This window comes from Streptomyces sp. NPDC001941 (assembly GCF_040296945.1).
Lineage (GTDB): Bacteria > Actinomycetota > Actinomycetes > Streptomycetales > Streptomycetaceae > Streptomyces.
Genome location: NZ_JBEOYE010000073.1, coordinates 23,398 through 47,213, shown reverse-complemented (window position 1 = coordinate 47,213; position 23,816 = coordinate 23,398). Strand labels below are relative to the sequence as shown.

Below are 23,816 nucleotides of genomic sequence, written 5' to 3'. Positions count from 1 at the left end.
GACGGCAGACCCGCTCGAAGAGCGTTTTCAGCGGCTGCGGCCCCACACGCCGACGAGCACGGCCGATCGCCGCGGTGGTAGGGACCTGCCACGGCCTCTCCCACCGGCTGACCCGATCCAGGCCCTGCGTCAGCAGCCGGGCCACTTCTTCATAGCCCTGGCCGGAGAACAAGCACATCGCCAGCACGAAATACACCACCACCCGGGCCGGTAACAGCCTCGAGCGCTGTTCCCTGACCCCGCACTCCTCCACCACCTCATCCACCAGCTCAGGCGGGAACACCCGCGTCAGCACATCCAGAGCGATCCGGTCCGACAACCGGCCACCCGACGACTTCACCTGTCCAGGCCTCGGCACACCACACCCAACGACCAACACCACCTAAAGTCACCGGTATTGGCCCTAAGCCGCGTGCCTCTGCCGTTGGGCTAGGCGGGCTGCTCGTCCTCGCCAGCTCGGGGCCGGTCCGGACACCGTGGGGACCACACGCGCTTGCGACCCCTTTCGGCGCGCTCCGGAGAGTGCGGTTACTCATGGGCGGTGTGGTCCCCGCGCGTTGCCTCACGACCCCTGCGGCCATCCCGGTAACGCGGGGTGCGTGGTGCACGGGCAACGCTGCTGAGAGCGCGGGCACTCGGTCCGCCGGTTTCCCCCGTTGGGTGGGTGCGCGGTAGTCCCGCTCTCACTAGTAAGGGGGAGCAGACAATTCCAGGTGGCTTGGCGCCGGTTGGCTGCTGTCCTCCCTCGATCACTAGGGGGTGCAGAGGATTCCCGGGCGGTGTGACAGAGTGCCGAACGGTGACCCGTTCTCTCTTCTTCTATATTTTTTCTACGTGTTCTAAAAAGTGGGTTGGAACCGTCACTCTGACACCGCCTCGCCCTGCTGTCGGTCGTCGAAGCTGTGGAGACGCTGCCGCGGACATGAGTAGGCCCCGGCGGTCGTGGGGGCTGCCGGGGCTGGTCGGGGCGGGTGTACTGCATTCTCGGACTGGTCCTGGATGCGCCGCCCCTGTTCCGCACACTCCTGGTCGGCGCGGGATAGGGCGAGCGTATCCGCCGGGGAACACGCCGAATACCCCGGGAGCCAAAGAGCGCCCGGGGACGGTGGCGGTGTGCTAAGCGGCTATCAGGGTGCGGTGTGCCTTTGCTCCGATGGTGGGCAGCACTGTGGGCCGGGACTCGTCCGCAACGTCGTCGGCGACCGTCACGGCTTCCTCGATGGCGGGGTCAAGGTCTCCCGTGATGGAGAACGCGACTCGCGACAGGTCGAGCGCGCGTTGCCTGCCGCGGGTGGTGGCCCGTCGCACTTCGAGTCGGGCGCCCATGTCCACCAGCATCGTGCGCCTGCCGATGGTGTCGGCTGCGTTCCAGTCGTCGGCGTAGGTGCGGCCCGTGGACACCGCCTCGCGGCGCGGCTCGGTCTTCTCCCGTGTCTCCAGTTCGGCCAAGCGTGCTTCGAGCGCGTCCGCGCGGCGCTGCCATGCGGCCATGCCCGCCGCGGACTTTCGGCGCCCTCGCTGCTCGTCGTGCTCCTCCATTTCTGCCACGGTCGCCGCGATCTCCGGTGCGGGGTCGTACCCGGGAATCTCCGTGACGCGCGTGATCTCGACCGGCCCCGCCATGCGCAGTACCTCCGCGGTGATGTGCTGGTCTATCCAGTCGGCGCGGACGCTGCTTGCCGCGGGGCAGGTGTGCCCGTACTTGTAGGACGAGCAGACGTAGTAGCCCTTGTTCAGGTACATGCGGGACTTGCAGCCCGCGCAGTGGGCGACGCGCAGCAGCAGCGCACCCGAGTCGGGACGCTCCGGGGGCCGTGCGGCGACGAGCTTGGGGGTGAGCAGAACGGCGGCCTGGTCGAACTCCTCGCGGGTCAGGATCGGGGTTGCTGCGGCGAGGACGGGGGCGCCCTGGTCGTCGCGGACGGGCTTGCCTTGGTGCTGCTTCCAGCCGAGCGGTGCGGGGCTGGTCAGCAGTCGGATGACGGTCTTGTCCCGCCACTGTGCGGGGCGGGCACGCTTGGCCGTGGTGTGCGCGGTGTACTCCTCGCCCTTCTGTCGGGCCTTGTGCTGTGCCCAGTGCGCCGACGGGGACGGCACTCCGTCCGTGTTGAGCTGCCGGGCGATCGTCAGCGGGGACAGACCGGCGACCAGAGCGGCGAGTATCCGCTTGATGACTCCCACGGCCACGGGGTCGGGGACGAGCGTCCAGCCGGCTCCGCCGAGTTCCCGCGGCATGGGGGCGGGCAGGTAGCCGTATGCGGGCTTACCGCCCCCGCGCCACCGAAGCGGCATCTTGCGCATGGCAGCCTGAGCGCCGGTCACTCGGTCCGTAATGCTCTGGGACTCCACCTGAGCGGCGAACGCGAACATCATCATCATGAGTTCGCTCATGGGGTCCATGGGGTTGCGGAAGTCGAACACGAGCATGCCGCCCCCGCCGATGCCCTCGGCGAAGATCAGCATCTTCCGGTGCTCGCGGGCCCACTTCGCAAGCTCGTGCATGTCGCTCATGGACCGGATGGCACGGTCGAACCGCCACCATACGAGCGCATCGAACTCGTCGGGACGGGCGAGCCACGCGCCGAGCTGCGGGCGGTCGAACGGTCCGATCTTGGATGCCGACACCCCGAGGTCCACCGCTTCGCGGTACTGCTCGCCCTCGCCGAAGCTGATCCCGAGGGCTGCCGAGACGCGCGCGTTCGCCTCGCGCTGCCGCTCGGGGCTGGTCGTCTCGTCAGTGCGGACGGACAGGCGCAGACAGTCCACCCCGCGGAGGGTCGTAACGGTCGTGGTCAGTGCGGTTGAAAGGTCTCCTCCCATACCGGTAAGGGGGAACGGAGAGTTCTTTACCACGTTGACCTGCGACGATGCGACCATGGCCCGAGCGCTCCTGACTTGTCAGTCTGGAACTTCGGGAAGGGGTGGGGTAGGGGACTTCCCGGGCCCGCACCCCGGGTGCGCTCGGGTTCTCGTGGGCGAGGCCCAAGGCGCGTACCCCACCCCGCCCCTTCCCGAAAGCCTCCGGCGGTTGAGGGCGCAGTTCTGGGGGCCAGCCCCCAGACCCCCGCTCCTTAAACGCCGGAGGGGCTGGAAAGACGGGGTGAACCGGCACCGGAGGGGCCGGTAACAGGGGTGAACCGGCTCCGGAGGGGCTGGGGGTGCCCGGCTGTGGCGAGGCTGGGGCCGCGTGGGCACCGCCCACAGGCCCCGCTTCCCCAAGTGGCCGAAAAGCTCGCCGTGTTCGAGGTCGTGGACAAGGAGCCCCAGGAAGCGCCCCCACCCGTTCCCGTACGCGCCCCGGATTCAGCCACCTGACCGCGGTCGGCGGGCGTCCCGGACGGTCAGGTGCGGGCGATGGGCGCGTAAGGGGCTGGCAAAGCCCAACTCCCCTCCCTTGACGCTCCTTTGGTCCAGACCAATCATGGTGCTGCCCCTCGGCCGCACCCGCCGGGGTGCGGGCCCGCGCGATCCGTACACCTTCCACCACGGAGCCGTCATGCCTCGCTTCAGACCGCTGAGCGCACTGCTCGGCGCGGTCACCACCGTCGTCGCCACCGCGGGCCTCGCGCTCGTCGGCGGTGGCACCGCCCAGGCCGCCGCCACCCCGCTGCCGCCGCACGTCTTCGCCCCGTACTTCGAGGCCTACAACAACGACAGCCCCGCGGCACTCGCCCAGGCCTCCGGCGCGAAGTACCTCACCATGGCGTTCCTGCAGACCGAGAAGAAGGGGTCCTGCACCCCCTACTGGAACGGCAGCACCTCACAGCCCGTCAGCTCCGGTGTGTTCGGCGCCGACTTCACCACCATCCGGTCGCGTGGTGGGGACGTCATCCCCTCCTTCGGCGGTTACGCGGCCGACAACGGCGGCACCGAACTCGCCGACAGCTGCACCGACGTCGACGCCATCGCGGCGGGCTTCGAGAAGGTCATCACCACCTACGACGTCCCCCGCATCGACCTCGACATCGAGGACAACTCCCTCACCAACAAGGCGGGCATCGACCGCCGCAACCAGGCCATCAAGAAGGTCCAGGACTGGGCCGCCGCCAACGGCCGCTCGGTGCAGTTCTCGTACACCCTGCCGACCACCACCAGCGGCCTGGCCAGCAGCGGCCTCGCCGTGCTGCGCAGCGCCAAGACCGCGGGCGCCCGCGTCGACGTCGTCAACATCATGACGTTCGACTACTACGACGGCGCCACGCACAACATGGCCAACGACACCAAGACCGCCGCCACCGGTCTGCACGACCAGCTCGCGGGCCTGTACCCGACCAAGACGGACGCCGAGCTGTGGGGCATGGTCGGCGTCACCGAGATGCCCGGCATCGACGACTACGGACCGGCCGAGACGTTCACCACGGCCGACGCCCCCGCGGTCTACGACTGGGCCGTCTCCAAGGGCCTGAACACCCTGTCCTTCTGGGCCCTCCAGCGCGACAACGGCGGCTGCCCCGGCACCGGCGGCTCCGACTCCTGCTCCGGGATCGCCCAGGACACCTGGTACTTCACGCACACCTTCGCACCGTTCTCGTCCGGCACCACCCCGCCGCCCACCGACGACTACAGCGTCGCCCTCAGCCCGGCCGCGGGCTCCACGGCCCCCGGCGCCTCCCTCACCGCGAACGTCGCCACCAAGGTCACCAGCGGCACCGCCCAGACCGTCGCCCTGTCGGTCACCGGCGCACCGGCCGGCGTGACCGCCACCGTCACCCCCGCGTCCGTCCAGGCCGGCGCCACCGCCCAGCTCAAGGTGGACGTCGCCGCCACCACCGCCCCCGGCAGTTACCCCCTCACGGTCACCGGCAAGGCGGGCACCCTGACCCGCACCGCCACCTACGCCCTGACGGTCACCGGCACCGGCGGCACCACCACCCTCGCCAACGGCGACTTCGAGTCCGGCTCGCTGACCCCCTGGGCCTGCGCACCGGGCGCGGCCGTCGTCGCCACACCCGCCCACGGCGGCACCCACGCCCTCAAGACCGCGCCCACGGCGTCGGACGCGGGGGAGTGCGCCCAGGCGGTCACGCTCAAGCCCAACACCGCCTACACGCTCAGCGGTTGGGTGCAGGGCCCGTACGCCTACCTCGGCGTGCGCGGCGGCGCCAGCGCCAGCACCTGGACCTCCGCGACCGGCTGGACCAAGCTGACGGTCCCGTTCACCACGGGCGCCTCCGGCAGCGTCACCGTGTACCTGCACGGCTGGTACGGGCAGGCCGCCGTCTACGGCGACGACCTCACCCTGAACTGACCCGCCACGGGCACCGACCGGTGGCCCCGCCCCTTCCTTCCCGGGGGCGGGGCCCACCCGTGTACGGCCCGGACTCAGCGGTGGCGCTTGAGGCACGCCTTCAGGGCGCGCTCGGCGTTGTCGCGCTCCTTCTTCGCCGCGGCGTGCGGCTTGGCCGCCTTCTCCCGCGCGGCGCGCTCCTCGGCGTACGCCTTGTCCAGCGCGTCGCCCGCCCGCTTCTCCTGGGCCTTCAGCGCGGCGAGCTCGGAACCACCGACTCCGTTGTCCAGGGCCACCTCGACGGCGAGCCGGGCGTCCTGCCAGTCGCCGTCGGCCTGGTTGCTCTTCTTCACGGCCGCCTTCACGGCGGCGTCCTCGTTGACGCTCTTGAGCCGCTCCGCGGCGGACTCCGCCTTGAGCAGGCGCTCGGTCTGCTGGGTGCAGCAGGGGGACGGCTTGACGGGCGCGTCGGCCGCGTGGGCGACGGCGGGCGCGAACAGGACGGCGGACAGGGCGGCGGCGGAGACCGCGGCGCGCATGATGCGAGTGTTCATGCGCCTCACGCTTGGCCAGCCGCACGGGGTCGGCCACTTGGAGGGGGCCATGTGGGTCTGGCGTGGTGAGGGAGCGTCACTTCGGGCGCCAGGCCGGGGGCTTCCCCGGGCCTGGCCGGACGGTCCCGCGCCGCTACCGCCCCCTCCCCAGCGGCAGCAGGTACTGCACCGGCTCCTCCAGGTCGTCCAGGCCGAGCAGTTCGTGGGCCAGGTCGTCGTTGAGGCCGCCCAGGGGCAGGGTCGACAGGCCGAACGCCCCCGCCGTCAGCTCCAGGGTCTGCGTCAGGTGCCCGGCCTCCAGCAGGCCGAGGCGCAGCGCCCGCAGGCCGTATCGGCGCCGCAGCAGGCCCAGGTCCAGGTAGACGGCGAGCAGCGCCGGTACCTCGTCGATCCCCACGCCCTCCGGCGCGTCCGCCGGGAGCGACAGGTACGAGGACAGCGCCTTGACCGCGTCCACCCCGGGCGCGTCCCCGATCCGCACCAGCGCCCTGCGCTCGGGCACGCAGTGGTACGTCCCCTGAGCCAGCCCCGCCACGTTGAGGGCCAGCAGTCGCACCCGGACGCTGTAGAGGGCGCCCGCGCTCGGGTACGGCCGGTGCGTCAGCGTCACTTCGCCGCCGTCCGGTAGCACCTGGCGGCTGGTGTGGCTCGGCGCGTACGCGTGCCACAGCACCCCGCCCAGCTCCCCGGCCGTGAGGGGCCCGGTCAGCGCGCCCCGCACCGAGACGCGCCGGTGCAGCGCCTCCGCCAGGGTCACTGGTGGCAAGTCCACTACCTCCAGGGGCTGTTCGGCGTCCCGCCGATATGGCGACGGCGGCAGCTCGACGTCCCGTACCGCCGTGTCCTGGCGCCGCCCCAGCTGGAACTTGCTCTGCTCCAGGTACTGGAGGTCGGCCGCCCGCGCGTCCTCGCCGAAGAAGCCGGAGCCGCCCCCGGCCGAAGGGTCCGGTTCCAGGAGCGTCCTGCCCGCCAGCCGGCACACCGCCCGCTCCTCGTCCGGCGTGACGCCCAACCGGTTGAACAACATGTGCAGTTGGGAGGCCCACACCCACAGGCGCCGGTCGTGGCGCACCAGACCGTTCCCCACGGGAAGCACCTCCCGCAGCACCGCGTCGGCCTCCCGCACCCGCCGGGCCCAGTCGAGGAGCCAGGGTGCCGCGCTGTCGTCCGCGAGGCCGGCCCGCACCGCACGGGCCCGTCGGGCGAGCCCCGCGCGCTGGGCGGCGAACACCGTGTTGACCCCCGTGTGCACGGCGGTCCCGGGCAGTGGCGCCACCTCGGTGATCCAGCGCCACGACGCCGCGTGCCTGCGCAGCCACCCCGCGGCCGCCGCCTCGTCCAGACCGAGCGCGCAGGCCGTGGCGTGCGCCAGGTCCAATCCCAGTTGCAGGCGTCCGGCGCGCCCGGGCACCGCCCGCAGCGCCGCGACGGCGGTACGGGTCGATTGGACGAACACCTCCTCGGCCACTGGGAGCGCCCCGGGCCCGCCGTACCGCGCGGTCTCCGGCTCGTACGCCACCGCCCGCACCTCACCGTGCCGGACCGGCCACGACTGCGCACCAGAGGGCGGTAACTCCCGGGCGAGGGATGATAGTTCAGCCGCCAGCCGCTCCTCCGCCACGCCGCGGAACCGGATCCGCAGGTGCGGCCCGCCCTCCCCGTACCGGATGAAGAACCAGTCGCCGCCCCGCGCCTCGCAGTGCCGCTCCATCAGTGGTGCGAGCGCCGTGCTGACGAAGGCGTCCGCGGTCGGTCCGTCCGTGTGCAGGGCCAGGTGCAGGCTGCGCCAGCCCTGGGCGTCCGGCCCGGTGCCGATCGATGTCGCGGTTGCTTCCTGCTGGATGGTCATGGCGTCCTCACGGGAACGGGTGCGGGTGCAGGGGGAGTTCGTCGTGGACCAGAGGCCGTGCGGTGCGTCCGAGGCGGTACGGGACGTCGAGCAGCCGGGGCAGACCGCGCGTGCGGCGGTTGACGTGGCCGAAGGTCATGGGCAGCGTCCCCGGGACGACGACCTTCGCGCAGTGCAGCCCGAGCCGCGCGCGGATGCCCGCCTCGTCCTGCGGGACGACCAGCACCTCGAGGCCCTCGCCGGCCAGTCGTCCGGCCGTCTCCGCCAGGAGCGCGGACAGGTCCTCCACCGGCTCCGGGGCCCCGGGCCAGCGCTCGCGCCAGGGGGCCCGGTCGGTGGGGGCGAACAGGAAGTCCAGGCGTGGCCGGGCCTCCGGAAGCGCGTTGAGCCCCACGTGGTCGTCGAGGTCGACGACCAGGTCCGGGCGCTCCAGCATCGGCCGCAACCGCTCCGGATCGCGCGCGCCACCGGGCTCGTACGGCCGGTGCGCGGCGTCCTGCACGTTGGTGACCGCCTCGGCGACCGCCGAGCGGATCGCGGCCAGCGGATCGTGGTGCGCCCCGGCCGCCAGGAACACGCGCGGCGCCTCCGGATGCGTGCCCTCGTACGCGCACAGCGCCAACACCGCCGGAATCCCCAGGTCGTTGGTGGCGTCGAGCAGGCTCAGCCGGTAGCCGAGCAGGGTGGCGCGCGCCGCGAGCGCCGCGACCAGCGGGTCGTCGTGGGGGACCTCGATCCCGGGCAATGGCGTCCGCGCGTACCAGGCCATCAGGAACGCGTCGCGCTCGGCCACCTCGAACAGCCCGTACAGGGCCGCCTCTTGGGGGCTGTTGCCCAGGCCGCACCCGTTCGACGACTCGTACACCACCCGGGCCCGGTCGGGCGCCGACGGCGGGTCCCAGTACGCCACGTGTTCCGGCACGGCCCTGGCCCGCCCCGCCGTCAGCGACCAGCCCCACACCCAGTCCAGTTCGAGGTCGGGGTGGTACGGGACCGTGCGTGACGCCGGGTGCCCGTGGTGCGCCGGGTCGGGCAGCCCGAGGCTCTCGGGGTCGACGGCCGCCTCGGGGCCCAGTGCCGCGAACGTCGCCCGCAGGGCCGTGCGGCGCCCCAGCGGGCGCATCCCGGCCAGTCGCTCCACGCTCTCGAAGAGGGCCACCCGTTCGCTGGAGCGGAAGTCCACCGCCCGCCCGTACCCGCCGTCGTCCAGCAGCCGCCCGTCCGTCACCCACGCGGCCGTCAGCGCGAACGCGGAGTCCTCGGTGCGGAACAGCCTGCGCACCGGACCGAACCGGTCGTCGACCAGCTCGCCCCGCAAACTGTCGTTCTCCGTGAGCCCGTTGGCCCCGCGCAACACCGCCGGGTCCGGCAGCGGGCACGGGGCCTGCGGCAGCCGGACGAGCGCGGGGGAGTCGGCGGGCAGCGGTCGGCACACGGCGCAGCCGCCGACGGGCCGCACCCGGTGCGTCGTCCAGGTCGCTCGGCTCCCCTGGAGGACGTGGACGGTGGCGGGCCCGTCGGCGGCCGGGTCCTCGCCGGACAACAGCTCCGCCGCCAGCCGCAGGGCGCCCTCGGCCAGGGCGGGCGTCCCCGTGCCGCCGAGTGCGAGCCGGGGGCTCTGCCACGGGACCCGGCCGCCCGCGGTCGCCAGGCGCTGGTGCTCCGCGCAGTGCAGACAGGCGGCCGCGCCGGGCCGCAGCACCGGCCCGATCACCGTCAGCGGCCCGTCCTCGCGCACCGGCACCAGGCGCACCGGGTGCGCGAGGGCGTGCCGGCTGAGGCGTTCGGCGGCGTCCAGGGTCCAGTCGGTGAGGTGCACCAGCGCGGCCCCGGAGGTGGTGGCGAGCGCGGTCGCCAGGTCGAGGACGGGCGGCTCGGCCGGTGGCGCCAAGGTGACGAGTGGTGCGGTGCCGGTGGTCATCGGGCGCCTCCCGCCAAGGTGTGGTCCGCCGGGCGGTCAGGGTCGGCGGCCCGGGTGAGTACGGTGAACCCGCAGGTCTCCAGGGCGGTGGCCAGCCTCCCGGACGTGCCGTCGGGGCCGGGTCGCCAGGGCATGCCCCGGGCGCCGGTGAGACGGGCGAGCGCGGTGCGCAGACCGGGCTCGCGCGCGGCGACCGCCGCCAGCCAGCGGTCGGTCCAGCCCTCGTCGGCCCAGGGTGCGGGCACGGCGCCGGCCGCGGCGAGCGGGGCCTCCGCGCCGCTGAACGCCGTGTGCAGGGCGCCCTCCGGGGCGTGCCTGCCGCCCATCACCCGGGTGACCGCCGCCAGCGCGGCGAGCGCCGCCGCGTCACTCGCGGTGGCCTCCACCGCCTCACCCAGGACGGCCCCGACTGGTTCGGTACGCGGGCCCGATTCCCGTACGACCGCCACATGCACTCCGGAGCAACCGAGTTGACGTACCGTCATGATCGCCTCGGACTGGCCCAGGTGCTCGATCAGTACCTGCCACCAGTGCCGTGCCTGCGGATGCCCGAGCCAGTGGGCCGCCGGGAGTACGGGTCCGGGGTCCGGGGCGGCCGGCAGCCGCAGGGCCTCCCGGCGCAGCAGCCGTCCCAGGGCGTGGTCCGCGTCGACGCCCACCAACACCCCCGGGCCCAGCGTCACTTCGGCGGCCCGGAGTGCCGTGGTCAGCCGCGCGAGGTCGGACCGGGGCGCCCCGCCCGCCAGCGGACCCTCGGGGGTCGCACACAGGGCGAGCGCGGCGGGCAGCTGGGGCAGCGCGCCCGGCAGCGGGGCGTCCAGCACGCCGAGCCTGGCGTCCCCCAGCGCCTCCACCCGGCGCAGCGCCTCGGCCAGGTCCGCCGCCGCGCCCGGAGCCGGTACGGGAGTGCTCACCCAGGAGTGGTAGGCGGCGCGGGCGGGCCGCGCGTCGGCGACGAGCACGGCGGGCGCGTACGGCAAGAGGCGCGGGTCATCGCCCCGCACGGCGGGATCGGGCAGCCCCGCCGCCGCGCACACCAACCGCTGGGCGGCGGCCCCGGCCAGCAGCGCCACCAACGACCCCGCGCCCCCGTCCCCCGCGACCGTCCCCAGCCGCAACGCGACCGCGTCGGCCTGCTCGCGCACCGCTTCGGGCGCACCCGGAGCCGTCACGAACCCGCCGTCGGCGCCCACGGACACCGCGACCGCCACCGCGTCACCCGGCAGCGCCGTCGAGGCGACCACCAGCGCGCGCCCGGGCGGCAGGCCCTCGGCGGCCACCGGTCCCGCGGGCACCCCGGACCGCTCCAGCGCGCGCAGCAGCGCCGAGGCCAGCGCCCCCGCCGGGTCGGGTGACTCGACCGACACCCGGGCCACCGCCAGTGCCGCGGCGGCCGGTCCCGGCTGCTCGGCGCCCGCCCCCAGCCAGTCGGCGGGCGTGCCCGCCGCCTCGCCCGGGTACTCGGTGAGCAGCCCGTGCACCCGCAACTGCTCGGCAAGCGTGTCGAGGGCGGAGCCCACCCGGGGGTCGGCCGGATCGAGGGCGGGCCCCGGCCCCGGCCGCGCGGCGGTCCCGGGCGCCAGCCGCGCGGCCAGCAGGGGCCAGAGCGCGGGCAGGGCGCTGCTGCCCTCCAGCGTCACGCTGCCGTCGCGGCCCCGCAGATGGAGGCCGGACCGCAGCGGGGTGACGGCGACACCGGGCCGCAGGCGGACCTCGCGGGCGCCCAGGGAGCCCTCTTCGACGACGTCGGGCGACTCGTTCACCGGACCCCCTCCGCCGCTGACTCGACCGACTCGACCGACTCGACCGCGGAGATGACCTCGTCCACACGCGCCTCCCAGCGGTGGCCGGTGACGGCGGGGACGCTGCGGACGACCAGGTGGGCCGCGAGGTAGCGCTCCAAGGGGCGCACGTCGCACACCGCGAAGAGCCGGTACAGGCCGTTCGTACAGGCCCGGTAGACGAGGTAGTCGGGGCGCGACCACATGGTGCCGTCCGGGTCCGACCGGTGCAGCAGCCGGTGGAACTCGCTGTACGTGGTGCGCTTCCGGACGTCGTAGCGCGCGGTCAGCGCCGGGTCGCCGAGCGCGGCGGCCCGCCGCCGGTAGGCGTCGCCGACGCCGGTCAGGTCCGCGCCGGCCGCGTGCCGCCGCTCGGCGGTGCGCCAGGCGTCCGCCGACCAGTCGGCCCAGGCGCGCTCCCAGCCGGTCGCCCCGCCGCCCGCGACGCGCTCCACCAGCGCGGTGATCCGGTCGCCCGCGGCCTCCCAGCGCCGCTCGAACGCGGCCCGGACCCGGCCGTCCTGGTCCTCGTGCACCAGGAAGTCCTCCAGGTGCGACACGAAGGAGTAGTGCCCGCCGACCAGGCCCTCCGGATGCGCCGCCGCGTGCGCCGCCAGCGCGGAGGCGACCAGCTCCACCCGGGCCGCGGAGGTGTCCCCGCGCGCCGCCAGGAACGCCGCTCCGGACTCCAGCGCGCCGAGGCCGCTCGCCAGCAGGTACTCCCGCAGCCGCACCCCGTCCGGGTTGATCACGGCCTCCAGCGGGCCCAGGTCGACGGGCTCGACGCGCACGGTGTTGTCCGGGACGAGCGGCCCGTACGGCGGCGGCACCAGCTCGGCCCGCCCGGCGGCGCTGGCCTGACGCAGCAACTCCGCCTCGTCGACGGCTACTTGTGAAGGTCGTACGACGGCGTGGGCGCGCAGGTCGGCGGCGGCGCGCCCGGCTTCCGCGCGCACCTCGTCCGCCGGTCCGCGCAGCCGCAGCCGCAGGTGGGGGCCGTACAGCCAGTGCCGCTCGACGTGGGCGGTGAGCCCGGCCGCCTCGGCCCGGCGGGCCAGCGGCAGTACGGCGTCCCGCAGCAGCGGGGCCTTCACCGGCTCGTAGTGGTACGCGACCACGTCCAGGGCGGTCGCGCCGGGCACGGTGACCGGCGCGGGGTCAGGGGCGTTCATCGCGGGCCTCCCGGGCGGATGGGGTTCGGTGCGGGCACGTGACGGGTGTGCGGCCCCGCCACCGGAGCCTCCCCGAGGCCCGAGGTGCGGGCGGGTCGGTAGGTCTCGGCCACCAACTCCACGGCATGAGTCGGGTGTTCACTTCCACCGAAGGCCGGAAGAGCCTCCTCCAGGACGATGCCCCTGGGGTGGCGCGCCAGCCAGGCGGGCAGGCAGCGCAGGTGCAGGGCACTGCCCAGGTCGAGCGCCTGCGGTTTGGGCGCGCGCAGGGTGCTCACGAAGTCCTCCAGGGCGTCGCCGACCGGGGCCCGCGGCACGGCGTGCAGGAACAGCCGGTCCGGCAGCCCGAGCAGCGCCCGCCACTTGGCGACGGCGGCGGCGGGCACCTCGCCGGTCCCGGCCGCCAGGTCCGCCCTCAGCGCGGCCACCACGGGCTCCGGCAGGTGCCAGCGGCGCCGGGCGAGCACCAGGTGGCGGTGGAGCAGCCGGGGCGTGCGGACGACCTCGCCGCCGGGGACGGCCTGGCGGGTGCGGGGGAGCAGCGACCGGAAGTCCACGATCCCGCCGGGGTGGTCGCACAGGAAGGGGGCGAGGCGCTGCGGGAGCATCACCGGGGCCAGGAACCCCAGGTAGAGCACGTCGAGTTGCTCGCCCGTCGCCCGGAGCCGTATCCGCAGCTGGTCGGTGGCGGTGTCGTGGAACAGCTCGGTGTCGGCCTCGGCCAGATCCGTCCCGTGCCGGTCCGGGCCGATCTCCGAGCCGACCAGGAGCGGGTGGAGGTTGGCGTTGAACCCGCCGACCGGGCGGACCTGTGCCGCCCGCGCACCCGGGCCGAGGCCGTCGTGGATCTGCCGTGCCACCTCGGCGGCGGCGCCATCCCCGAGACCGTCGAGGAAACGGCTGGTGAAGCGGCCCCAGCCGCCGTACACGTGGTTGACGGCGAGCCGTGCGCCGGGCTCCGCGCGCTGGACGAACCACGCGTAGCTGAGCGGCCGGGCGGCCGTCCACCCGGGCAGCCGCCCGGCCAGGGCGCGCACGGCGTCGGCGGGCAGCACCACGTCGGAACCGGCGTGGTCGGACGACGCGGCGGCGGTACGTACACGGGCGGCGAACTCCGCCCGCAGGCGGGCGATGTCGGCGATCGCGGCGGGCAGTGCGGGGTCGTCGGCCGGGAGCCCGGACAGGCGTACCGCCTCCTGCCAGGCGCCCGCGGTCTCGGCACCGAACTCCCACGGCGCGGTACACACACCGCCGTGCCCGTAGCGAGCGGTGAAACGGTCGAGGGCGACGCGGCGCATGAGGTGACCGAGGTCGAACAGCTCGGCCAGCGCGGTCAGTTCGGCCAGTGCGTCCCGGTCGTCGGCGGTGAGACCCGGTGCGCGCGCCCCGATCCCGGCGTCGTCGACGACGTCCTCGGACAGCACGTTCAGCGGCGCGGCGTCCGCCGGGACCGGTCGGCCGGCGTCGGCCAGCAGGGTCCGCCAGCGGTCGGCGAGGTCGGCGAGGTGCGCCGGGCGCTCGCCGCTCGGCAGGTCGGCGAAGCGTACGGTGTCGTCGCTCAGCGCGTCGATCCGGTCGGCGAGCCCGGCGTCCTGGGGCCACCGGCGCAACCAACTCGCCAACTCGGCCAGTGGCTCCGGGTGTTGTGGTGGGACGGGATCGACCGGCACCAGCAGGCCGCCGTCGGCCGCCTGGTCGAGGTAGCGCCGGAGGGCCGGGTCGTCGCCGGGGCGGCCGAGAGCTCGCGCGAGGGAAGCGGCCAGGTCGTCGAGGGGTGCGGGCGTCGCGGCGACCGCCGCGAGGGAGGCCAGCGCCGGACGGTCGGCGAGCTCGACCTCGTCCTCCCGTGTGACCAGGTAGCGGCCACCGGCGAACAGCGTCAGGTCCCGGGAGAAGCGCACCCGGCCCTCCCCGGCGGGGGCGGCCCCGCTGCTCATCCGGTGCGGCAGGGCGCGGCGGCGGCGTGGTTCGTCGAGCAGGGCCGCCACCAGGGCGCCGACCAGGGTGCGGTTCTCCCGTACGACCGGGCGAAGGCTGGAATGGTCGATGAACTGTGTTGCGGAGTGGGGGATTTGGAGCCCGTCGCCCGTGTGCCAGCCCACCGCCGTGAACCAGGACAGCGGACTGGTCTTGGTCCCCGCGCGCAGGGCGTGCCGCAGCAGGGAGGGTTCTTCCTTGCGGGCGCGCCGGCCGCCCTCCCCGCCCGCCGCGCGGGTGACGGCGCGCAGCAGGTCGGCGCTGCTGAGCGCGATCGCGCGGCCGAAGGCGGGCGTACGGCACACCTCGGCGAGCGCGGCCCGCTCGGCGGCCAGGGCGCCCGGGCAGGTGGCCTCGAACTGCTCGTACAGTGAGGCGCGTTGGACCAGCAGGGCCAGCCACTCCCCGAGCCTGGGCACGCGGGCGGGGAGGTCGCGCAGGCGGTCGAGCAGGGCCGGACGTGGGATGCGGTCGTTGTGCAGGGCGCGCCGGAGGGGGAGCACCACCGTGCGGTGGAAGTCCTCGTCGTGGTCGGCGCGGGAGGCGAAGAGGTCGTCGCAGAGCGGTTCGCGCAGCGCCTGGGCGCGGGCTTCGAGCCCGGTGAGCCGCTCCAGGAGGCGGCGGACCTCGGCGGCCGGTGCGGGCTCGGCGGGATGCGGGGTGACCGTGGTGCGGACCAGTGCGTACGGGGCGGTGCGCGCGGCAGGCCGGGGCAGCGACCGCGCGGTCCGCGTGCGCGGAGGGCTCGGTGGCGCGGCCGGCTGTGCGGGGTGCGGCATGGGGGCTCCCGTCGGGGCGGTCCGGGGCGCTGCCCCGTGGCCGGTCCAAGGCGTGGACCGGCCACGGGGGAGCGGTGCTTCCTGAGGTGGCGCCGCTCCCAGCGCGGCTGGTGCCGCGCTGCCGCTCGCTGCGGCAGAGCGTCGTGCGGTGATGCGTGGTGCGGGTGGTGCAGGTGGTGCAGTGATGAGCAGTGCGGTCATGCGTCATGCGTCATGCGTGGTGTGTCATACGTGGTGCTGTGGTGCGTCACGCGGTGGTGCCGTGGGACCGGGGTGCCGGGTGCTGTGGGCCGTACCCCCGTCCCCTGCCCCTCAGTACGGCTGAGTGGGCAGCTGGGGGTGGGCGCACGAGGACGAGCTGCAGGAGCTCGAACTCACGCCCCCCGAGGCACCGGTCTCCGGCAGGGCGACGCTGTCGCGCAGCGCGGTCACGGTCAGTTCGCCGAGGTCGAGGTCGAGATCGAGGTCTCCCAGGCCGGGCGGGCCGTCGAAGCGTTCGGGCATGTCAGCCTCTCAACGGGTGGGTGGGCGTCGGTGGTCCGAAGGCGCGGGGCCGTCAGAGGGACGGGACGTCCTGCTGCGGCTGGGCGCAGGAGGACGAACCCTGGCAGGAGCAGGAGCCCCAGGACGCGCCGTTCTCGGGGAGCGCGGCGGTGTCGCGCAGCGAGGTCACGGTGAGCTCGCTGAGGTCGAGGTCAAGGTCGAGGCCGAGGTCGGAACCGTGGATTTCGGACATGGTGAGTCCCTCGTTTCTCATGGTGGATACGGGACCCGGAGCGGAGGAGTGCGGCTCGTCCGTGCCCGGAGGCCGGGCGCACGTCCGGCCGATCCGCCCCGGGGGCGTCCGACTGGACTTTCGTGGTGCGCCACCGAGTCTGGTCGTCCAACCAGGCCACGGACAAGGCCAGTTGGCATATTGGCCTGTTGACTCTGTCTTGAATGGTCGTGAAGCCAAGGTCCATTTGGACTCCAGTGGCCCTCAAGTGGCCTGTGCTGTCGCGGCCGGCCGGGAACGGCCGGAGATCGCCGCTCGTGGCGCGTGGGGTGGGTGGGGTTCCGGTTGTGCCGGGGTGCCGGGGCGGGGCGCGATCCGGTCCCCGTGGCCGGAAGCGCACCACAGAATCTGCCGGACCCGACTCGTGGTGCCGTCGTGTTTCGGTCGATGTCCGCTCAGGACCGGACCTTGGTGGAATATCCAGGGAATTCGGGGCGGTCGACGTCCCCCGGCCCCTCCGGCGTCGGCGGCCCGCGAGCGGGGAGCCCGGTGATTCCCGTACGCGCTGTGACATTCCCCGCCCCGTCCGGCCTACCGCGAGCGGCGCGCTTCGTCGATACTCCAGGTCCGCCCCGCCCCGACCAGGGGCGCGGGGGCCCACCGGATGGAGCTGAAGAAGCTGATGACGTCGCGCACGGTCCCGGCAGCCAACGACGCGCGGGAGGCGCCGGGGAGCACACCGGCGGACGCCGGCACCTGGACCCTCGGCGACCGCACGGTCCGCCGGATCGGCTTCGGGGCCATGCGCCTGACCGGCAGCGCCGCCTTCCACGAGGGCACCCCCAGGGACCGCGCGCAGTCGCTGGCCGTACTGCGCCGCGCCGTCGAGCTCGGCGTCAACCACATCGACACCGCCGCCTTCTACTTCTCCCGGCTGCGCTCGGCCAACGAACTGATCAACTCCGCGCTCTCGCCCTACGCCGAGGACCTGGTCATCGCCACCAAGGTCGGCCCCACCCGGGACGCGTCGGGCGAGTGGACCACCGCCGCCCGCCCCGACCAGCTGCGCGGCCAGGTGGAGGAGAACCTGCGCCAGCTCGGCCGCGACCACCTGGACCTGGTGAACCTGCGCGTCATGGGGCAGCGCGACGTCAGCGAGCACTTCGGGGCGCTGGCGGAACTGCGCGCGGCCGGGCTCGTCCGCCACCTCGGGCTCTCCTCGGTGCGCCCGGAACACCTCGACCAGGCGCGGGCGGTCGCCCCGGTGGTGTGCGTGCAGAACCGGTACGGGCTCGACGCGCGCGACGGCGACGGCGTGCTGAGCGCCTGCGCGGCCCTGGGCATCGCGTTCGTCCCGTTCTTCTCCATCGCGGGCGAGGGCCGCGAGTCCGGCGCGGTGCGGGCCGAACACCCCGAGGTGCTCGCCGTCGCCCGCGCGCACGGGGCCTCCCCGGCGCAGGTGCGCCTCGCCTGGGTCCTGCGGCGCGGACCCCACGTCCTCGTCATCCCCGGCACCGGCGACCCCGCCCACCTCGCCGACAACGTGGCGGCGGGCGCGCTGCGCCTGACCGACGAGGAGGTCACGCTCCTCGACGCCGTGGGCGCACAGGACCCCGTCGGCTGATCCGCCGTCCCGCCGCGCGCGCTCCGCGCGCCCCGCACCGCACTACGCGGTGCGCGGGCCGGCGCCCTCCTCCTGCTCCAGGTAGGAGTGCCGTGATCATCGATGGGAGCGATGAGCTCAGGACCTCTCCGACTCCGGCCGTGGCACGAGGTGGAGTCGCGCCCCGGCCGTGGCACGAGGTACGGCCGCGCCGCCGTGTCGCGGCAGGCGTACGTGACCGCTACTGCGCCGTTGTGCGCCCAGGGAGGCACGGTTGCCGCCGCGCGCCCCCGCCCGGCCCTTGGACGGGCCCCTGCTCACCGTGATGCTGGAGGGAGCCGCTGGAGAGGCCCTTCCGGTCCGTGCGGCCCGAGGGCAACTCCCGCGCCCCGGGGCCCGCGCGCAGCCCGTCGAGGGGAGCGTCCTGCGAGGCGGAGGGGGAGCCGCACGCAGGGCGCGCACACGTCACGGCGGGCGCCACGGCCCACCCGCCCGCATGCCTCGGGGAACGGGTGGGCCCGCCGCCCTCACGCTGAACCTGAGGTCGAGGGTTCAGTCGAGTGGCGGCCGAGGGTCCGCCGCCGGTCAGTCCATCGTCAGCACCATCCGGAAGCGCGCCTCGCCGGCCAGCATCCGCCGGAACGCCTCGTCCGCGCGGGACAGCGGCATCGTCTCCGTCATCGGCCGGATCCCGTGCAGCACGCTGAACGCCATCGTGTCCTCCACGTCCCGCGACGTGCCGGACGGATGGCCGCGCAGGACGTGCGCGCTGCCGAGCAGCTGCGCCGGGCTCACGGTCATCGGAGTCGGGTCCGCGCCGATGACGACGACCTCGCCGCGCGGCGCCAGGCCGTCCACGGTGGCGCTGATGGCCGCAGAGTTGCCCGCCGTGGCCAGGACCACCTTCGCGCCGCCCAGGGCCTGGAGCGCCTCGCCGACCGGTGCCGCGGCGGTGCTGTCGACGTAGTGGTGCGCGCCGAGCCGCGCGGCGAAGTCCGCCTTCTGCGCGCCGCGCGCCACGGCGACGGTCTCGAAGCCCATCGCGACCGCGTACTGCACGCCCAGATGGCCCAGGCCGCCCAGGCCCAGGACCGCGACCAGGTCGCCGGGCCGGGCCTGGCTGCGCCGCAGCCCGTTGAAGACGGTGACGCCCGCGCAGGCCAGGGGCCCGGCGTCCACGGACGACAGCTCCTCGGGGATCCGTGCCAGCGCGTCGACGGGGGCGACGACCTTCTCCGCGAAACCGCCGTCGTACGCCCAGCCGGGCACCTTCAGCTCCCGGCAGACGATGAAGTCACCGGCGCGACAGGATCGGCAGTGCCCGCAGCTCCCGCCGAACCAGCCGACCGCCACCCGGTCCCCGACCCGCCAGCCGCGCTCCCGGGCGCCCTCGCCCAGCGCCTCGACCCGGCCCGCGATCTCGTGGCCCGGCACTTCGGGGAACGTGACGCCGGGCAGCGCGGCGGAGACGAACATGGCGTCGGAGTGGCAGACGCCGCACGCCTCCACCGCGATCCTCACCTCGCCCGCCCCGGGTTCGGGCGCCTTGCGGTCGTCCGGCTCGAAGCTGCCGTCGGGTGCGGTCACCTGCATGACTCGATACGTACTCACAGCTCAGCGCTCCTCGGGGCAAGTCGTCGCGTCCGCCGGACGCCGGTCCGCCGGTCGCCGGGTCGTGTCCTCGCGTTCCCTTCGTCCGCCCCAGGCAGTATTCCGGCTCACCGCGCCGCCGCACAGGCGCGGACGCGACACACCCCTGCGGTTCGTACCCGTACGGTTCGCATCCCTACGGTTCACACCCGCACGGAACGCGCCCGTACGTGACACCCGTATGGCACCCCGTACGCCGCCCGTACGTGACACCCGTACGGCACCTCCGTACGCACCCCGTACACGACACAGGTGCCGACGCCGCTGTACGCGGCGCCGGCACCTGTGTGTGCGGGGCTTCACGAGCACCGTCGCGGACGTGACGACCCCCTGCGCACGTCCGCGCGAACCACCGCCGGGACGGCGGACCACCCGCGCGACCCGCACGACGGGGGAGGCCGGATCCTAGACCTCGGCCGGAACCTGCTCGCCCGGCTTCTCGGCGGCGGGGGCGGCCTGGGCGGGAGCGGCGCCCTTCGCGTAGCCGGTGTACATCACCGAGCCCTGCTGGTTGGACTTCTCGATGCGGTTCTTGCGCACGTTGAGCTCCAGGCTGTTGCGCACCACCTGCACCGAGGTGGCCCGCTCCGGGTGCGCCTTCTGCAGCTCGTCGCAGATCTCACGGGCCGTGCGCGGCTCGCCGGGGGTGACCAGCAGCAGGTTCAGGACCACCTCGTGCAGCGGGGGCGCGGTGCGCTCCTCGGTGGCGGCCTTCTTGGCGACCGGCTTCTTGGCCGGTGCCTTCTTGGCGGTCGCCGGCTTCGCGGCGGCCTTGGTGGCCGGGGCCTTGGTGGCCGCGGACTTGGTCGCCGGTGCCTTGGTGGCGGCCGACTTGGCGGGGGCCTTCTTGGCCGGTGCCTTCTTCGCCGGGGCGGCCTTGACCTCCGCGGGCTTGGCCTCGGCGGGCTTCGCCTCGGGGGCGGCGGGCTTCTTCGCCGCCTTCCGGGGCGCGGCCTTCTTGGCCTTGCTGCCGCGCGGCTGCGGGACGACCGCCTGCGCGTCGGCCGGGGCCGCGGTGTCGGCCTCGGGGGCCGCCGGGGCCGGGGTGACGGCCGCCGCGGCTTCCTCGGGGCTGCCGGGGATGGCGGTCTGCACGTACTTCGTCAGCCACGCCTCCTCCTGCTGGAGCTGGGACAGCCGGTCCTGAAGACCCGTCAACTGTCCCAACTGGTCGGCGATCGCCTGCTGTTCCCTGCGGTTGGCCGCGAGGTCGTCAGACAACCGCTGGGCGTACACGTTCTGGATGGGGGTGTTCGGCTCGTTGGCCACGTCCGCACGCTCCTCGCGCCTGAATTGTTTTGCCGGATGCTACCCACTGGAACGGAGTGACAGTTGCCGTCCCGTGCGATCACCCCTCACGGGTGACCCAACAGACCCGGGTACTTGCCCCTCCTCCGGGCTCACCGTAGCTGCCGCACAGGCCTGTTATGTCACCGGGATAGCAGAATGCGCGCCTCGTCCGCCAGTTGTTGCCCCAAACAGAGGAGGATTCCCGGGACGGCAACCAGCCCGCCAACAGCGGTGATAGGGGGTTGCGGACCAGGTTGGAGGCCCTAGCCGGCATCCGCTGCGCCTGCCGTTCCTCGCCGGACACGGGCCGCGAAAGGCCAGGTCGGAGCGGTGTACCGGATTTCCCGAAGTGAATCCGAAAGGGGTTGCGGCGCACCGGTCGGCACCGCGCGGCGGGAGTGACGCATCGAGCACATGTCGTCGCACCACGGTTTTCCCGGGGCAATACCCGTAATGGCTCGTCACCGCTTACCAGTTGGGGCGGTGCCAGGTTCCCGTATCCCCGTATTCCAGGGAGCACGGGGAGCACGGGGAGCCGTCGGCCCCCCGTGCCGTGCCCCCTTACTCCGCGCCGAGCTCCCCCGCGAGCGTCCCGTCCGGCTTTCCGTCGATCAGGCCCCACGCGAGGTCCGGTGAGAACTGCCCCGCGTCCACCGTGCTGCCCGCGCAGTCCACCGGGCTCTGCCGCTGGCTGCCGTCCGAGTCACCCGGGTTCTTGACCCACAGGTAATAGGCGGCGCCGCCGCCCTGACCCGCCCGCGCCGGCGTCCCCAGGGCGCGCCCTGGAGGGTTGCAGAAGCCCACGAAGGGGTGCGCGGGATCGGCCGGGACCTTGTACGAGCCGTTGCCGTTGCGGCCCGTGTCCACCACGAACGTCGTGTCGACCCCGAGGTCCTGCTTCACCCGCGCGGCGAGCCGGCGGCCGTAGTCGTCGGCGATGTCGGTGGCGTGGAAGTTGGCGACGTTCTCGGAGAAGCCGTCGGCCAGCGAGATCCCCGAACGGCCCAGGAGGTAGGCCATGTTCCCCAGGCCGATGCCGGACGTGTCGTCCAGCCGGTCGCCGAGCGTCCAGCTGGCGTTGCCCGCGTCCAGGTACGTCTTGACCAGCGGCCCCTGCTCGTCGAGGCGCTGGTTGGCGTACCACAGCATGTCGAAGCGGGCCTCGCGCTCCTCCTCGCTGAGGCAGGGGTGCGCCGCGCTCGGGTAGCCCGCGTACGCCTGCGCCACCGCGTCCGGCTCCAGGACCACCAGCGCCGGGCGTCCCGCGATGCCCTCCGCGAACGCCTTGATCCACTCCTTGTACTCGCGGGCGTCGCCCGCCGCGCCGCCGCCGGAGGCGCCCTTGCAGTCGCGCCCCGGGATGTCGTACGCGACGATCGTGGGCAGCTGACCGGCGGCCGCGGCCCGGCCCACGTACTCGGAGACGTCCCGCCTGACGTCCTTGTTCCAGCCGCCGAACCAGCGCACGGTCATGTGGTCGGCGACGGCCGCCTTGATGGCGGCGCGGCGGGCGTCGACGGGCGGCACCGGGTGCTCCGGGTCCCGGTCCCGGCCGTCGTACCACTTCATCGCGTTGCTGTCGGGGTCGACGAAGAAGCCCTCGCGGGCGGTGGAGGTGGTCAGGGAGACCTTGCCGAAGGTGAACCCGGTGCGCTGCGGCTGGCCGCCGAGCTGGAAGGTGACCTGCCCCCACGGGTCGGCCTTGCCGCCGGTGTCACCGGGGACGGCCCGGGTGTCCACGGTCGACACGAACGTCCAGCGGAAGGTGCGCGGTTGCGGGCCGAGCGTGATCCGCTCGTCCAGCGGCGCCCGGTAGCCGCCCTGGCCCTCCTGGACGGTGGCCCGGACGCGGGTGCCGGGGACGTCGGCGGACGCCTCGAAGGAGAGCGTGTAGCGCACCCCCGCGCGCAGGTTGATCCCGTTGCGGCCGACGATGGCGTCCCACGGCTGGGACGTCCCGGCGGCCACGGTGTTCTTGAGGCTGCCGCCGCCGATGGTGTTGGGGGTCCCGGTGGAGGACCACCAGGGACCGGCGCCCGCGAGCGGATCGGTGAAGGCGCCGTCCGGGGTGAGCTCCCCGTACGTCGGCGCGGGCGCGGCCGGGACCGGCGCGGCCCAGGCGGTGGGGGCGACGGGTATCAGCAGGGAGCCGCCCAGCGCGGCCGCGGTGGCGGCGGCGCACAGTGCGGCGCGGAATCGTGTGGTCAAGGTGTCCCTCGGTCGTCGGTGCGGGCCGGCGCGACCGCGACCCGGGGCGAGCGGACGGTCAGCATAGCCGCACGCGTTTTCGAGGCCGGGTGAAGGCCTCCCGGGTGCCGGCGTGCGGACGCCCCCGCGGGCGAGGTGGACTCGCGCGCGGGGGCACCGTGGACCCGGCGGGGTCAGGACACGTACAGCTTCTGCGGCAGCGGGTAGTTGGAGCGGTACCCCTTCAGCTCGCGCACGTCGGCCGGCTTGAGCTTGATGCAGCCCTCCGACTTGTAGTCGCTGTTGCCGTCCCAGCGGGTCGACTCGGTGCTGCCCGGCTTGCCGTTGGACTTCATCTCGCTGTGGATGAAGAGCTCGGTGCGGGTGACCTTGCCGGTCTTGCACTTGTGGTTCGACAGCTTCCAGACGATCCCGTTGATGCGGCCGCTGTAGTTGGAGCGGAAGAACTCGACGTTGTACGAGCCGTTGGGCAGCCAGCCCCGGCTGCTCGCGCACTCGTTCTGGCCGACCGAGCCCTTCTTGCCGCCGAGGCCCGACCCGGCGCGCCAGCTGTCCACCGTGTAGGTGCGGACCTTGTCCGGGTTCACCACCTGCACGTACACCAGCGAGAGCCGGGAGTTGGTCGGGTCCTTCACGTTCTTCTTGTACGACAGGTACGTGTAGCTCTTCGCCGCGGCGGCCTGGGCCGTGCCCGCGTCGGCGGCCTGCGGCGCCGCACCTGCGGACGCCGGCATCACGCCGAGGGCGACGGCGGCGACACCCGTCGCCGCCGCGGCGCGCAGGACCCGGCGGGCGGGCCCGGTGGTGAGCGTGCTGGTCATGTCTGTTCCTCCCGTTTGGTGTGCGGCGGCCCCGTCCCCCGTCGCGGGGGAGGGCCGTCGCGGTGCGTCATCGCCGGTCAGGCGGTGCGCCGTGGTGTCGGTCAGTCGGTGCGCCGTGGTGCTGGACTGCGCTGTGCTGCTGGACCGAGAACCTACGGAGCGGGGCGGGGGAGTGTCGTCGGGTGCTGGGTTGAACTCGTTTCGCCCGGTTGCGGTACGCGATGGGCCGGTCTGCAACCACAGCCGTACCGCGACGGGTTGACGTACCA

16 protein-coding genes are annotated in these 23,816 nt (G+C 74.0%); 2 read left to right on the top strand and 14 right to left on the bottom strand.

What is annotated here, in order from left to right; genetic code table 11:
• Together ABT160_RS34735 and ABT160_RS34730 are read right to left on the bottom strand one after the other, a co-directional pair.
• Positions 1-319: transposase domain-containing protein (locus ABT160_RS34735; protein WP_351651953.1), on the bottom strand; the 319-nt coding region annotated here is incomplete at its 3' end.
• 797 nt (positions 320-1,116) lie between these two features.
• The gene (locus tag ABT160_RS34730) at positions 1,117-2,766 is read right to left on the bottom strand and encodes a recombinase family protein (protein WP_351651952.1); all 1,650 of its coding nucleotides are present in this window, start codon (positions 2,764-2,766) and stop codon (positions 1,117-1,119) included.
• 730 nt (positions 2,767-3,496) lie between these two features.
• Here ABT160_RS34730 and ABT160_RS34725 point away from each other — a divergent pair.
• Positions 3,497-5,248: a glycosyl hydrolase family 18 protein gene (locus ABT160_RS34725; protein ID WP_351651951.1), complete on the top strand. Its 1,752-nt coding sequence runs from the start codon at positions 3,497-3,499 to the stop codon at positions 5,246-5,248.
• Between the two features lie 74 nt (positions 5,249-5,322).
• Here the strand turns inward: ABT160_RS34725 and ABT160_RS34720 are convergent, their stop codons facing one another.
• The 8 genes from ABT160_RS34720 to ABT160_RS34685 form a co-directional block, all read right to left on the bottom strand.
• Complete coding sequence (locus ABT160_RS34720) at positions 5,323-5,781, bottom strand: hypothetical protein (RefSeq protein WP_351651950.1); 459 nt, start codon at positions 5,779-5,781, stop codon at positions 5,323-5,325.
• 133 nt (positions 5,782-5,914) lie between these two features.
• Positions 5,915-7,630, bottom strand: coding sequence for a thiopeptide-type bacteriocin biosynthesis protein (locus ABT160_RS34715; RefSeq protein WP_351651949.1), 1,716 nt, complete (start codon positions 7,628-7,630; stop codon positions 5,915-5,917).
• A 7-nt stretch (positions 7,631-7,637) separates the two neighbouring features.
• Entirely contained in the window at positions 7,638-9,551 is a 1,914-nt protein-coding gene (locus ABT160_RS34710) for a TOMM precursor leader peptide-binding protein (RefSeq protein WP_351651948.1), read from the bottom strand.
• Entirely contained in the window at positions 9,548-11,314 is a 1,767-nt protein-coding gene (locus ABT160_RS34705; RefSeq protein ID WP_351651947.1) for a hypothetical protein, read from the bottom strand. Before ABT160_RS34705 ends, ABT160_RS34710 begins: the two co-directional genes overlap by 4 nt.
• Positions 11,311-12,504: a hypothetical protein gene (locus tag ABT160_RS34700; protein WP_351651946.1), complete on the bottom strand. Its 1,194-nt coding sequence runs from the start codon at positions 12,502-12,504 to the stop codon at positions 11,311-11,313. The genes ABT160_RS34705 and ABT160_RS34700 overlap by 4 nt, the downstream gene beginning before the upstream one ends.
• On the bottom strand, positions 12,501-15,260 hold the full coding sequence (locus ABT160_RS34695; RefSeq protein WP_351651945.1) for a lantibiotic dehydratase: 2,760 nt from the start codon (positions 15,258-15,260) through the stop codon (positions 12,501-12,503). The genes ABT160_RS34700 and ABT160_RS34695 overlap by 4 nt, the downstream gene beginning before the upstream one ends.
• 312 nt (positions 15,261-15,572) lie before the next feature.
• Positions 15,573-15,764: a thiazolylpeptide-type bacteriocin gene (locus ABT160_RS34690; RefSeq protein WP_351651944.1), complete on the bottom strand. Its 192-nt coding sequence runs from the start codon at positions 15,762-15,764 to the stop codon at positions 15,573-15,575.
• Between the two features lie 52 nt (positions 15,765-15,816).
• Positions 15,817-15,996, bottom strand: a complete 180-nt coding sequence (locus ABT160_RS34685; RefSeq protein WP_351651943.1) for a thiazolylpeptide-type bacteriocin — start codon at positions 15,994-15,996, stop codon at positions 15,817-15,819.
• A gap of 661 nt (positions 15,997-16,657) precedes the next feature.
• Here ABT160_RS34685 and ABT160_RS34680 point away from each other — a divergent pair.
• Positions 16,658-17,599: an oxidoreductase gene (locus tag ABT160_RS34680; RefSeq protein WP_351651956.1), complete on the top strand. Its 942-nt coding sequence runs from the start codon at positions 16,658-16,660 to the stop codon at positions 17,597-17,599.
• Positions 17,600-18,163: 564 nt separating this feature from the next.
• On the opposite strand, the gene ABT160_RS34675 is transcribed toward ABT160_RS34680, so the two are convergent.
• From ABT160_RS34675 to ABT160_RS34660, 4 genes are all read right to left on the bottom strand, one after another.
• Positions 18,164-19,189 carry an alcohol dehydrogenase catalytic domain-containing protein gene (locus ABT160_RS34675; RefSeq protein WP_351651942.1) on the bottom strand — a complete coding sequence of 342 codons (1,026 nt, stop codon included), beginning with the start codon at positions 19,187-19,189 and terminating at the stop codon, positions 18,164-18,166.
• Positions 19,190-19,633: 444 nt separating this feature from the next.
• Positions 19,634-20,497: a hypothetical protein gene (locus tag ABT160_RS34670; protein WP_351651941.1), complete on the bottom strand. Its 864-nt coding sequence runs from the start codon at positions 20,495-20,497 to the stop codon at positions 19,634-19,636.
• A 582-nt stretch (positions 20,498-21,079) separates the two neighbouring features.
• Positions 21,080-22,726 carry a glycoside hydrolase family 6 protein gene (locus tag ABT160_RS34665; RefSeq protein WP_351651940.1) on the bottom strand — a complete coding sequence of 549 codons (1,647 nt, stop codon included), beginning with the start codon at positions 22,724-22,726 and terminating at the stop codon, positions 21,080-21,082.
• A gap of 173 nt (positions 22,727-22,899) precedes the next feature.
• Entirely contained in the window at positions 22,900-23,547 is a 648-nt protein-coding gene (locus tag ABT160_RS34660) for a hypothetical protein (protein WP_351651939.1), read from the bottom strand.
• Between the last annotated feature and the right edge of the window lie 269 nt (positions 23,548-23,816).